The following is a 12,599-nucleotide window of genomic DNA, read 5'->3' as shown; positions in this document are numbered from 1 at the left end:
ACCCTGGGGCTCGCCCTGCTGGCGAGCGGGTTCTCCATCGCGGTGGGCGCCTCCCCGGTCACCATCGGCGCGGTCGCCCTCGGGGTGCTCGGCTGCGGGATGCTCGCGGGGGCCTTCCTGCGCGGCGGCCGGGGACTGATCGCGTTCGCGATACCGGTGGCGCTGGTGAGCATGCTGGCCACCCAGATCCCGGAACGTCCGTGGAACGGCTTCACCCACGTGGACGTGCTCCCTAGCCGGGCGGCGGAACTGGGGTCCGAGTACTCGGGCTCGGTGGGCAGCATCACCCTGCGACTCCAGGACATGCGGCTACCGTCCGAGGGACGGACGCACACCTCCGTGCGGCTGGGGGCGGGAGCGACCACGGTGTACCTGCCGCGGGAGGCGGATGTGCACCTCACCTGCTCCACCGACTTCGGTTCGGTGGACTGCCTGGGAACCGAGCGCGCCGGCAGGAACCTGCGGGTGGAGCGCACCGACCTGGGGCCGGACGGCTCCGGAGGCGGGGAGCTTCGGCTCGCACTGCGGACCAACACCGGAACCGTGGAGGTTTTCCGTGTCTGAGTACCGAACGGAGTCACAGGGCGAACCCGCCCCGGAGGAGAAGAAGCCCTCCCGCCTGGCCACCGTGGACCCGATCGCGCTGACGGCGGGGCTGCTGACGGTGGCCACCTCGGTCTACCTGCTGGTCGGCGGCACCTGGACCGCCCAGCGGGCACTGGCTTTCGGAGCGGTCGCGGTGGGACTGCTGATGCTGGTCAGCGCGTTGCGGCGCCGTTGAGCGGAGGGAGTTCACCCGTCGGCGGGGGCCGCCTTCGCGCGGCCCCCGTACGGACTCACTCCCACTCGATGGTCCCCGGCGGCTTGGAAGTGACGTCGAGCGTCACCCGGTTCACCTCGGGGACCTCGTTGGTCACCCTGGTGGAGATGCGTTCGAGCACCTCGTAGGGCAGGCGGGTCCAGTCGGCGGTCATGGCGTCCTCGCTGGAGACCGGCCGCAGCACCACCGGATAGCCGTAGGTGCGTCCGTCGCCCTGGACCCCGACGGACTGCACGTCGGCCAGCAGCACCACCGGGCACTGCCAGATCTCGCGGTCCAGCCCCGAGGCGGTCAGTTCCTCGCGGACGATGGCGTCGGCGGCGCGCAGCACGGCCAGGCGCTGCTGGGTCACCTCGCCGATCACCCTGATGGCCAGGCCGGGCCCGGGGAAGGGCTGGCGCTGCACGATGGTCTCGGGCAGTCCGAGCTCGGAGCCGACCTTGCGCACCTCGTCCTTGAACAGGGCCCGCAGCGGTTCGACCAGGTCGAACTGCAGGTCCTCGGGCAGTCCTCCGACGTTGTGGTGGCTTTTGATGTTGGCCGTCCCGGTGCCCCCACCGGACTCCACCACGTCGGGGTACAGCGTCCCCTGCACCAGGTACTCGATGCGCTCACCGGCCTGGCCGGCCTCGGTCTGCAGGTCCCGCGCGGCGCGTTCGAAGGTCCGGATGAACTCACGTCCGATGATCTTGCGCTTCTCCTCGGGGTCGGTCACCCCGGCGAGCGCGTCACCGAACTGCCGGACGGCGTCGACCACAACCAGACGCGCGCCGGTGGCGGCCACGAAGTCCCGTTCCACCTGGGCACGTTCCCCGGAGCGCAGCAGGCCGTGGTCCACGAACACGCAGGTCAGCCGATCGCCGATGGCCCTGTTGACCAACGCGCCGGCCACGGCGGAGTCCACGCCTCCGGACAGTGCGCAGATCGCGCGGGCGTTTCCGACCTGTTCCCGGATCGCGGCCACCGTCTCGTCCACGATCGAGGTGGTCGTCCACGTGGGACGGATACCCGCTATGTCGTGCAGGAACCTGCGCAGCACCTCCTGGCCGTGCGGGGAGTGCGCCACCTCGGGGTGGTACTGCACCCCGGCGAGGCCGAGCTCGGGGTTCTCGAAGGCCGCCACCGGGGTGTCGGCCGTCTCCGCGATCACCCGGAAGCCCTCGGGAGCCTTGCTCACCGAGTCCCCGTGGCTCATCCACACCGGGTGGTGCCGGGGCAGCTCCTGGTGCAGCGTCCCGCCGGCCGCGCAGACCGAGAGGTCGGTTCTGCCGAACTCCCTGGTTCCGGTCCGCTCGACGGTGCCCCCGAGCGCCTTCGTCATGGCCTGGAAGCCGTAGCAGATCCCGAACACCGGCACGCCCGAGCGGAACAGTGTCTCGTCCACCTGGGGAGCGTCCTGTTCGTAGACGCTGGAGGGACCACCGGAGAGCACGATGGCGGCCGGGTCCCGCCGCAGCATCTCCTCCACCGGCGTGCTGTGGGGCACGACCTCGGAATAGATCTGCGCCTCCCGTATCCGGCGGGCGATGAGCTGTGCGTACTGCGCACCGAAATCGACCACCAGCACGGGGCCGCTGCCGGGACGCCCCCGAGCGGAACCCTGACCGGCGGGGTCGATACCGCCTGCGGTGTCGGACACGACGTCGAACCTCCGGGTGAGAACACTACGCTGGTCAGCGTATTCTCCCAGGTCCGTCGGGTTCCGACGGCATCACCCCCTGGAGAACCCGGCGGGCAGCGCCGCGCGCCGCGGCCGGAACGGCCGCGGACTCCGCCCGCCCCGCCGGGCGCCCCGGAAGGCGGGTTCACCGCAGGGCGGCGGGAGCGTCGTCCGGCACCGCCGGGTGGCGCGGCCGCACCGGCTCCACCGGTCGGTACTCGGCGGACTGCGGCGCCCTGGGGTCGGTCTCGCCCTTGTTCGGCCACATGGAGAAGGCCCGCTCGGCCTGGGCCGTGATGGTCAGCGAGGGATTGACCCCGAGGTTCGCCGTGATCGCCGACCCATCCACTATGGACAGATCCGGGTATCCCCATGCGCGGTGGTAGGGATCGATCACCCCACTGTCCGGATCCGAGCTGATCGGGCACCCTCCGATGAAGTGCGCCGTCAGCGGGATGTCGAACAGCTCACCCCAGGTGCCCCCCGAGATGCCGTCGATCTTCTCGGCGGCCAGCTCGTTGGCCCGCTCCCCGGCGGGGATCCAGGTCGGGTTCGGCTCGCCGTGTCCCTGCTCCGAGGTGAGCCTGCGCCTGCCGAAACGTCCCTTGCGCAGCCTGGTCCGCAGGGAGTTGTCCAGGCTCTGCATCACCAGCAGGATCACCGTGCGCTCGCTCCAGCGGCGCACCGACAGCAGCCGCAGCGTGGTCAACGGCCGCGTGACGGCGGTGCGCAGCCACTGTTTCCAACGCGGGGTGTCCGTGCCTCCGGTGGTCGGCAGGGTCTGCAACAGCCCCATGGCGTTGCTGCCCTTGCCGTAGCGCACCGGCTCGATGTGGGTGTGCTCGTCCGGATGGAACGAGGAGGTGATCGCCGTCCCCCGGGAGAAGTCCTGCTCGGGGTCGACCGTGCGCCGCTGCGCCCCGATGATCGCCTCCGAGTTGGTCCGGGTGAGCTCGCCCAGCCTGCGGGAGATCCCGGGCAGGTCCCCGTTGTCCCGGCACCGGTGCAGCAGGTTCTGGGTGCCCCACGTCCCCGCCGCCAGCACGACCTGGTCGGCGGTGAAGGTGCGACGGTTCTTCGCGAGCACCGCGCCGGTGCGGTGGGTGCGGACCCGCCAGCGCCCGGCGGAGTCCTTGTGCAGCCGGTCGACCGTGGTCATCGGCCACACCTCGGCCCCCATGGACTCGGCCAGGTAGAGGTAGTTCTTCATCAGGGTGTTCTTGGCGCCGACCCGACATCCCGTCATGCACGCGCCGCACTCGGTGCACCCGGTGCGCTCCGGCCCGGCGCCGCCGAAGTACGGATCGGCCGCGCGCTCGCCCGGCGCGCCGAAGTACACCCCCACGGGAGTGGGGTGGTAGCTGTCGGCCACCCCCATGTCGGAGGCGACCTGCTGGATCACCCGGTCCGAGGGGGTCACGGTCGGGTTCGTGACCACACCCAGCATCCGGCTGGCCTGGTCGTAGTGCCGGTCGAGTTCCCGCTCCCAGTCCGTGATGTGCGCCCACTGGGAGTCGGTGAAGAACGGCCGCAACGGGCGGTAGAGGGTGTTGGCGTACACCAGCGAGCCACCACCCACGCCCGCCCCGGCGAGGATCATCACGTTCTGCAGCATGTGGATGCGCTGGATGCCGTAACAACCGAGCCGCGGTGCCCACAGGAACCTGCGCAGATCCCAGGAGGTCTTGGGGAACTCCTCGTCCGTGAACCGCCTGCCGGCCTCCAGCACGGCCACCCGGTAGCCCTTCTCGACCAACCGCAACGCGGCCACGCTGCCGCCGAAGCCGGATCCGACCACGACCACGTCGTAGTGGGTGCTTGCGGACGACGTCCCGCCCCGGTGTTCCCGATCACTCATGCACGAGAGACTAGAACACACTACTCACCGGTAGCCATACTTGCCGGTAAATATGTCACCGATCGGACGCGATCCGGTCCGCGAGCCCCGCGGCCGCGGAAGCGCCGCGGGGAACGGAGGTCACCGGCACAGCATCAGACCGACCTTCTGGAACTCCTTGAGTTCCGAGTACCCGGTCTTGGCCATCGCACGGCGCAGCGCCCCGAACAGGTTCACCGTGCCGTTGGGGTCACTGCTGGGACCGAACAGCAACGTCTCCAGGTCCACCCCCGCGCTGTCGAACCCGACGATCTCGCTGCGCGGCAGGTTGGGGTGCGCCGCGGCCGCCGTCCAGTAGTAGCCCTGCGCGGGGGCCTCCGAGGTCTCGGTGAGCGCCTCACCGAGCATCACCGCGTCCGCTCCGCAGGCGACCGACTTGGCGATGTCCCCCGAGCAGGCGAGCCCGCCGTCGGCGATGACGTGCACGTAACGGCCGCCGGTCTCGTCCAGGTAGTCCCGGCGCGCGGCCGCCGCGTCGGCGATGGCCGTGGCCATCGGAACCCCGATGCCCAGCGTCTGGGTGGTGGTCGCCGAACGCGACTGCCCGAAACCGACGATCACCCCGGCCGCACCGGTGCGCATGAGGTGAATGGCCGTGCGGTAGTCGCCCACGCCGCCGGCGATCACGGGCACGTCCAGGTCACCGATGAAACGCTTGAGGTTCAACGGCTCCCCGTCCCGGGAGACGTGCTCGGCCGAGACGATGGTGCCCTGCACCATCAGCACCTCCACCCCGGCAGCGAGCAGCGTGGGGGTGAGTTCCTCGGCGTGCTGGGGGCTGACCCGGGCGGCCACCGTCACACCGGAGTTCTTGATCCGCCCGATCGCCTCGGTGAGCAGGTCCGTACGCACCGGGGCCGCGTGCAACCGCTGCAACAGGGAGATCGCCGCCTCCGGGCCGTCGCCCTCCTCGGCCACCCGCACGACCTGGTCGAGCTCCTCCTCGGCGTTCTCGTGCCGGGCCCACAGTCCCTCGGCGTTGAGCACCCCGAGCCCTCCGAGCTCCCCGACACGCACCGCCGTCTCCGGGGAGACCACCGCGTCGGTCGGGTGGGTGACCAACGGGATGTCGAGCCGGTAGGCGTCGATCTGCCAGGACAACGAAACGTCCTTGGACGAGCGCGTGCGCCGCGAGGGCACGATCTCGACGTCGTCCAGGTCGTAGCCGCGCATGGCCGTCCGGCCCATGCCGATTTCCACAAGATCCCGCACGTGTGTCCTTCCCGCAGTGCCGCTGTGGTTGTCCGAACGCCCGTCCGGGAGACCTCCACACGAGCCGAGTCACCGATCCCGGGAAGGAGGGACACGGGGCCCCGCCCCGGCTCCCGGCCGGGACGGAACACTCCTCTTCCGAACAGGCCGCGGGGCGCGACGGCCGCCCGTCGACCCCGGCGGGGGACGCTACCGCGTCGTGTAGTTGGGAGCCTCGACGGTCATGGTGATGTCGTGCGGGTGGCTCTCCTTCAGCCCCGCCGCCGTGACCCGCACCATGTGCGCCCGCTGCAACTCCTCCACGGTGGCGGAGCCGGTGAAGCCCATGCCCGAACGGAGCCCGCCGACGAGCTGGTGCACCACCTGGCCGAGCTGTCCCCGGTAGGGCACACGCCCCTCGATACCCTCCGGAACCAGCTTGTCCTCGGACAACACGTCGTCCTGGAAGTACCGGTCCTTGGAGTAGGACTGTCCCTGCCCCCGGGAGGACATGGCCCCCAGCGACCCCATGCCCCGGTAGACCTTGAACTGCTTGCCGTTGACCAGCACCAGGTCGCCGGGGGCCTCGGCCGTGCCGGCGAACAGGCTGCCGAGCATCACCGTGCTGGCCCCACTGGCGATCGCCTTGGCGATGTCACCGGAGTACTGGATACCGCCGTCGGCGATCAGCGGAACCCCGGCGGGACGGCAGGCCTGGTCCGCCTCGTAGATGGCGGTGATCTGCGGCACCCCCACCCCCGCGACGACCCGGGTGGTGCAGATCGAGCCGGGACCCACACCGACCTTGACCGCGTCGGCCCCCGCGTCGATCAGCGCCTGGGCCCCGTTCCTGGTGGCCACGTTGCCGCCGACGACGTCCACGGAGTCACCGAGTTCCTTCTTCAGGGTGGCCACGGTCTCCGCGACCGCCCGGGAGTGCCCGTGGGCGGTGTCCACGACCAGCACGTCCACCCCGGCGTCGACCAGCGCCATGGCGCGCTCGTGCGAGTCGGCCCCGACCCCGACCGCGGCTCCGCAGAGCAGCCTGCCGTCGGCGTCCTTGGTCGCGTCCGGGTACTGCTCGGTCTTGACGAAGTCCTTGACCGTGATCAGCCCGCGCAGCTTGCCGCCGCCGTCCACGATCGGCAGCTTCTCGATCTTGTTCGCGCGCAGCAGTTCGAGCGCCTCGTCCCCGCTCACACCGACCCGGGCCGTGACCAGCGGCGCCGGGGTCATCACGTCCCGCACCCGCTGGGTGTGGTCGGTCACGAACCGCATGTCCCGGTTGGTGATGATCCCGGTCAGCGAGCCGTCCGGGTCCGTCACGGGAACCCCGGAGATCCGGTAGCGGGCGCAGAGCTCGTCGACCTCGGCCAGGGTGTCCTCCGGGGAACAGGTCACCGGGTCGGTGACCATGCCCGCCTCGGAACGCTTGACGACCTCGACCTGGGCGGCCTGCTCCTCGGTCGCCAGGTTGCGTTGCAGGATGCCGGCCCCGCCCAGCCGGGCCATCGCGATGGCCATGCGGGCCTCGGTGACCGTGTCCATGGCCGCGGAGACCAACGGGGCACGCAGCCGGATGTTCCGGGAGAGTCGGGTGCTGGTGTCCACGGAGTTGGGCATGACGTCCGACTCGCCGGGCAGCAGCAGCACGTCGTCGAAGGTCAGCCCGAGCGTCGCGAACTTCGTCGGAAAGCCCGGGGCGGTCAGTTCGCTGGTCATAGCGCGAAGGAGTGCCTTCCTGGATCAGTTTGAAGTGCCTGGTGTCCCGTCCGGGAGTGGTCGTGCCGCTCGGCTGATCGGAACGGACCGCGCACGGCCCGAGGGATCACCGACCACCTGCGCGAGGGCACTCCCTGAGGCGAGCTGAACCCGCGAGCCCTTCCGAGGAGAGCGAAGGCCACGACAGGGACCACACAACAAACGCCTCGACACGACTCACGGGCGATGTCCTCCCATGGTATCGGCTGTGAAACACCAGGCAGGCCCCGGCCACGGAACCGGAGGGGTGGACCGTACCGGTACCGTTCGGGTCGTGCCGCATGACCCATTGCCACCAGACCCGTTCGCGGGCGATCCGGAAGACCCGAGCATGGCTCTCGGTGATCAGGACTTCGAGCAGGAGCAGCAACTCGGAGACGAGGAGCGGGCCGAACTGCTCTCGGACCTGGCCGACCTGGCCGTGTATCAGGCGCTGCTGGAGCCGCGCGGTATCCGCGGGATCGTCGTGGACTGCGCGGACTGCGGCGAAGCGCACTACCACGACTGGGAGTTGCTGCGCTCCAGCCTGGAGCAGCTGCTCAACGACGGCCGGATGCGTCCGCACGAACCAGCCTACGAACCGAACCCGGGACACTACGTCAGTTGGGAGTACTGCCGTGGATTCGCGGACGGTGTGATCGAGACCGAGGACCAGCACAGCCGGTGAGTCCGCCCCGGCCCGTGGTCCCCGGGGGATCACGGGCCACCGGGGCGGTCGCCTCCCGGAGGGGACAACCGCCCCGGCGAAGCGCGCGCACCGATCCGACGGAGGGCACACGAACCCGCCCCGGCCCGGACGAGGGAGACGGCCCGTGCCCGGGCTGGACCCGGGCACGACTCCGTCAGCCCACCGTCGAACTCAACGACCTCCCGTCGTTGGAGGTGTCCCGGCTCTCACCGACGCTCGTGCTCGGTGACTCCGAGGGCTCGGGCAGGTGTTCCGAGGTGCTGTCCTGATCCTCGGAACGCGAGGGGGGCGTGGTGTCCCCCGTGCTCGGCGGAGTGGAACTCTCCGGCGGCACCTCGGAGCTGCCGGAGGAGGGCGGCGGCCCCTGTTCGTGCGTGCTGCTCGTCTCCTCCGAGGAGGAACTGTCCGGGGACTCCGGCGGGTGCTGGAACTTCGCGCTCAGCGAGGCGTGGGCTTGCCGCAGGTCGGAGCGCTGCCCCGGTTCGACGGTCCTGAGTTGTTGGGCGGCACGGTGCAGCGCGGTCTCGGCCTCCTCCTGCTCACCGCGTTGCCAGGCCCTGCTGGCCAGCTCCAGCTGGTTCTCCGCCCGCGAGGCGGCCGCGGCGGAGGCGGCACGATCACTGTAGAGCACCTGGGTGACTCCCCAGAGCGCGTCGCCGGGACCGGCGTCCCGGGCCGCCACACCCACTCCGGTGAAGGTGATCATGAGCACCGCGGCGGCGGTGGCCACCGGAACCAGGTGTCTGCGTCTGCGGGCACGTCGCCGTGGTCTGCCCTCCTCCACGGCGGCCACGGCCCGGTCCGTGTCGACGAGTTCGCCCACGGGGGCGGAGTCGACCTCACGGCGCCAGGCCAGCAGCAGCGCTTCGAGGTCCGCCTCGGCGTCGGCCGTGTCCCCACGCTCCGCCTCGGTGGAGCCGAGCAGATCCAGCAGTTCGTCGTCGGCCCGCACCTCGGCGAGGTCCACCGGCTCTCCGTCGGTGTCGAGGTCCTCCTCGTCGGCCTCCTCGGGCACGGAGAGCTCCGGGGAGTGTTCGGACTCCTCAGCGGACGGGTCCTGCCGTGGGCGGAACTCGATGACCGCGGCCTGTTCCCCGTCCGACCCCTTCGGTGTCTCGGTGAACCGTTCCGTTTCCCCGTCACCGGCCTCGGGGTCTCGGTCGGCGGTGTTCTCCCGCTCGGAGTCGCCGTGGGGCGCTCCGCGTTCGGCACCGGAACCACCGTTCACGGGCGCCGTGGACTCCACGTCGTCGTACTCGGCGTTCGACCGGTCGTCCTGCTGGCCGGGCTCGACGGGGGCGCGCTCGTTGTCGTCACCTCCGGAGCCACTGCGTTCCGCCACTTCAGACCACCTCCTCCGCGGACAGCGTCTTTCGCAGCCGGGCGAGTGCACGGTGCTGAGCCACCCGCACCGCCCCCGGCGTCGAACCGACCGCTTCGGCGGTTTCCTCCGCGGACAACCCGACAACCACCCGGAGCAGCAGGATCTCCCGCTGCTTGGCGGGCAGGACCCGCAGCAGCTGGGCCATCCTGCCCGAGAGCTCACCCTGTATCGCTCGCTGCTCCGGTCCGGCTTCGCTCTCCGGGGTATCCGGTGGATCCGCCACCGGCTCGGACCGATTGCGAGCCGATGCACGGTGCGCATCGGCCACCTTGTGCGCGGCGATGCCGTAAACGAACGCCAGGAACGGACGTCCCTGGTCCCGGTAGGTCGGTAGCGCCGTCAGCACGGCGAGACACACCTCCTGGGCAACATCGTCCGCCGAAGCGAACGAACGTTCGTTTCGGCCTATCCTGGCGCGGCAGTACCGCACCACCAAAGGACGGATTTCGGCGAGTAAGCGCTCGATCGACTGGCGGTCACCGTCGATGGAGGCGCTGACAAGCGCGTCCAGCCCGTCCCCCACGTTGCTCATCGCAGACGCCAGCCTCGGTGTTACGCGTTGACTCGAATCGAAGTTGCCCGGAACCGACCGGCGCGCCGAGCACGCCGATCCCGTGGTCACACTACCGGCCGGGCGTAGCGACCCGTACACCGACTGGACATCACCCGGAGGGCGTGGGACACCCCGCACGGCGGGGCGGTGACCGCCGTCGCGCCCGGTCCTCGCGGTGGCCCACAGCGGTGGACAGGCGACACAGTTCCCCGCACGGAGCGGCGCTGACCTGCTCGAACCACCGTGCGCACTCCACCGGACACGAAACGGACAGGCGGGAACCCACCTCAACGCCCCCTCCCCCGAGGAGACCCGGGCGGTGGGCACACATCCCCATAAAAGTGAGTGATTTTCAACACATTTCGATTGTGGTGCGCGATCACACGCCGGAAGACTGGTCACAGGCTCGACGGGACGGAAGCTCCGCCCGGACCGCGGAGCACACCCCGGCGAGCCGGTGACGCGAATCGCACCCACGCACGTGGGACCCCGGCACGAAGGCGGACGTCGTTCGGCACATCCGCCGCCCGTTCAGGCGACGAGCCCGCGGCGGAAACCGTGAGCGACGGCCTGGGCACGGTCCCGGACACCGAGTTTGCGGAACAACCTCCGTGCGTGGGTCTTCACCGTGTCCTCGGACAGGTAGAGCTCACGCCCGATCTGACCGTTGCTCTTGCCCTGCGCCATCCCGCGCAGCACCTGGAGCTCGCGGTCGGTGAGCTGCACTCCGGGGTCGGAGGGCTGGCGCGGAGCGGGCACCGAGGTGCTCGCCAGGGTGTGTGCCAGTGCCGCCACCAGTTCGGGACGCGAGGCGTCCCAACGCAGGTAGCCACGCGCCCCACCGGCGATGGCCGCGGCGATGCTCCCCGCGTCGTCGGGCGCCCCGAAGACGATCACGTTGGCCTGCGGGTGCGCTGAGACGAGCCTGCGGGTGGCCTCCACTCCGTTGGGCACGGCACGCTGGGTCCCCACCAGAACGACATCGACCGCCTGCCGGGCAAACCGGGAAAGCAGCTCGTCACCGTGGGCCACGCAATCGATTCGACTCACTCCCGGTACGGCCGACATCACACGAGTGAGCCCCTCCCGGACGCTCCGTCGGTCATCGCAGATCAAGACCGTCGTCACGGGAACTCCCTTCCTACAGGCGAGTGAACGTTCCACCTCCCCCATCGGACACAAGCGGACGGAGCTTGACCCGCGCGACGAAGCGGCTCTCCACTTTCGGTGGACCGAGCCCGCCTTCAGACTTCACCGGAACGGAGTAATCGAGCCGTAAGAGTTTCACCCGTTCCGGGGTAAAAGACACAACACGCCCCTCACCTGCGGGATCGCCGCGCGCCACCCGGATCGGGAGTCCTATCAGGACAAAACGGGCCACGCCGCACCGCCGAGGGAAAAAACTGTGTGATCTATATCACTATGTCGTCTCACGCGGGGCGCACTCCACGAGTCGGGCGAAGGCCTCCTCCCAGGAATCCAACCGGTCGACGTGCTCGGGCAGGCTCTCGGCGGACCATCCCGGCCCCCCGGCGAAAACCCGGACCCGCTGGCGGGGTCGCGGCAATCCCGTGACCAACTGGGGGTCGGCGAACAGGGAGTGCTCGGACCAGACGAGCACGGCGGCGGGGGCAGCCCGGCGGATGGCGGCCTCCAGCCCCTCCCGGGGCAGGGCCGAGGTGAACAGCCGGTGCCCCACCCCCTCCCCGGACAGGGCGGCGGCGAGGGCGACCAGGTCGAGCGAGTGCGCCTCCCCGGAAGGACTGGTCAACAGCACGGGACGGGGGTTTCGCGGGGCCCGCGCCCCGGCGATCACGGCACGCAGCACGGTCAGGGCGGAGTCGGTCAGCAGACTGGGCATCTCCGCACCGCTGCCCGTGCGTTCCCGCAGCTCGGACAACGCCCTCAGCACCGGACACAGCACCCGGCGGCGCATCGTGGCCACCCCGTCCCGCTCGATGCTCTCCAGCATGATCCGCTGGGCCGCCGGAGCGTCCAGGGCGAGCACGGCCCGGCCCAGCCCGCGCGCGGCGGGAGCGGCTCCGCCCAGGCGCAGACCGCGTCCGCCAGTGTTGGCGGTGTCCACCCACTCCGTGGCGCTCCCCTCGCTGTCGAGCACCCCGGAGACCAGCACGGCCCCGTCCGAACCCGGCCCGCAGGAGACGGCACCGGAGTCCGCCGCGGGACCCCCTCCGTCTCCCCGGTCCTCGGTTTCCCGGCAACGCACGGAGGCGGCGTGGGCGTACCGGGCGGCCTCCGCCGGAGAGGCTCCGCGCAGCAACGCGTGCTGCATCAGTTCGAGACGGGCTATGTCGTCCGGACCGTACTTCCGGTGTCGCCCGGAAGAGTGTTCCGTGGGGCCGAGTCCGTACCGCCGGTCCCAGGTACGCAACGTCGCGGGCGCCACTCCGAGCCGGCGGGCCACGGCGGCCACCGAGAGCTTCGGGGCGATCTCCCCGGCTTCCTCACCACCGACGCCCGTCCGTCCGTGACAGCCGTCGGACTCGTTCCTGTCGGGCTCGTGCGCTGCGACGGAGCCCGTTCCACCTACGGACGATTCGGCGTCCACAGCCGACCACCTCGTCACCTCGACCACATCATCACGGACATGTTCGTGGTAGCGCACGCGTCGAGGCAAGCCGGAC

10 protein-coding genes and 1 pseudogene are annotated in these 12,599 nt (G+C 70.6%); 3 read left to right on the top strand and 8 right to left on the bottom strand.

The window, feature by feature from the left end:
• Positions 1-564, top strand: a pseudogene (locus CEP50_RS04970) (LiaF domain-containing protein); the annotation flags it as partial.
• The gene (locus CEP50_RS04965) at positions 557-781 is read left to right on the top strand and encodes a hypothetical protein (protein ID WP_106112723.1); all 225 of its coding nucleotides are present in this window, start codon (positions 557-559) and stop codon (positions 779-781) included. The pseudogene CEP50_RS04970 and the gene CEP50_RS04965, both read left to right, overlap by 8 nt.
• A gap of 55 nt (positions 782-836) precedes the next feature.
• Here the strand turns inward: CEP50_RS04965 and guaA are convergent, their stop codons facing one another.
• From guaA to guaB, 4 genes are all read right to left on the bottom strand, one after another.
• Positions 837-2,438: a glutamine-hydrolyzing GMP synthase gene (gene guaA / locus CEP50_RS04960; protein WP_181188218.1), complete on the bottom strand. Its 1,602-nt coding sequence runs from the start codon at positions 2,436-2,438 to the stop codon at positions 837-839.
• A 187-nt stretch (positions 2,439-2,625) separates the two neighbouring features.
• Positions 2,626-4,338 (bottom strand): GMC family oxidoreductase N-terminal domain-containing protein, encoded by a 1,713-nt coding sequence (locus tag CEP50_RS04955; RefSeq protein WP_106112721.1) that lies wholly within the window; start codon positions 4,336-4,338, stop codon positions 2,626-2,628.
• Positions 4,339-4,458: 120 nt separating this feature from the next.
• On the bottom strand, positions 4,459-5,589 hold the full coding sequence (locus CEP50_RS04950) for a GuaB3 family IMP dehydrogenase-related protein (RefSeq protein ID WP_106112720.1): 1,131 nt from the start codon (positions 5,587-5,589) through the stop codon (positions 4,459-4,461).
• Between the two features lie 189 nt (positions 5,590-5,778).
• Entirely contained in the window at positions 5,779-7,290 is a 1,512-nt protein-coding gene (gene guaB / locus CEP50_RS04945) for an IMP dehydrogenase (protein ID WP_106112719.1), read from the bottom strand.
• Positions 7,291-7,603: 313 nt separating this feature from the next.
• On the opposite strand from guaB, the gene CEP50_RS04940 reads away from it, so the two are divergent.
• A complete protein-coding gene (locus CEP50_RS04940) occupies positions 7,604-7,996 on the top strand; it encodes a DUF5319 domain-containing protein (protein WP_211212883.1) in 393 nt (130 codons plus the stop codon).
• A gap of 175 nt (positions 7,997-8,171) precedes the next feature.
• Here the strand turns inward: CEP50_RS04940 and CEP50_RS04935 are convergent, their stop codons facing one another.
• The 4 genes from CEP50_RS04935 to CEP50_RS04920 form a co-directional block, all read right to left on the bottom strand.
• Positions 8,172-9,359 carry an anti-sigma-D factor RsdA gene (locus CEP50_RS04935; RefSeq protein WP_106112718.1) on the bottom strand — a complete coding sequence of 396 codons (1,188 nt, stop codon included), beginning with the start codon at positions 9,357-9,359 and terminating at the stop codon, positions 8,172-8,174.
• Position 9,360: 1 nt separating this feature from the next.
• Positions 9,361-9,933, bottom strand: a complete 573-nt coding sequence (locus CEP50_RS04930) for a sigma-70 family RNA polymerase sigma factor (RefSeq protein WP_106112717.1) — start codon at positions 9,931-9,933, stop codon at positions 9,361-9,363.
• A gap of 552 nt (positions 9,934-10,485) precedes the next feature.
• On the bottom strand, positions 10,486-11,082 hold the full coding sequence (locus tag CEP50_RS04925) for a response regulator transcription factor (RefSeq protein ID WP_026152733.1): 597 nt from the start codon (positions 11,080-11,082) through the stop codon (positions 10,486-10,488).
• A 292-nt stretch (positions 11,083-11,374) separates the two neighbouring features.
• Entirely contained in the window at positions 11,375-12,523 is a 1,149-nt protein-coding gene (locus CEP50_RS04920) for a MerR family transcriptional regulator (protein WP_106112716.1), read from the bottom strand.
• Positions 12,524-12,599 lie beyond the last annotated feature (76 nt).

Source organism: Actinopolyspora mortivallis (assembly GCF_003001495.1).
In the GTDB taxonomy this organism is placed as follows: Bacteria; Actinomycetota; Actinomycetes; order Mycobacteriales; family Pseudonocardiaceae; genus Actinopolyspora; species Actinopolyspora mortivallis_A.
The sequence above is the reverse complement of the archived record's forward strand: the minus strand, read 5'-3'. Positions and strand labels throughout refer to the sequence as shown.

Excerpts from the sequence above, each read along its gene's own strand:
- CEP50_RS04955 (WP_106112721.1), bottom strand. The coding sequence starts at position 4,338 with ATGAGTGATCGGGAACACCGGGGCGGGACGTCGTCCGCAAGCACCCAC.
- guaB (WP_106112719.1), bottom strand. The coding sequence starts at position 7,290 with ATGACCAGCGAACTGACCGCCCCGGGCTTTCCGACGAAGTTCGCGACG.
- CEP50_RS04930 (WP_106112717.1), bottom strand. The coding sequence starts at position 9,933 with ATGAGCAACGTGGGGGACGGGCTGGACGCGCTTGTCAGCGCCTCCATC.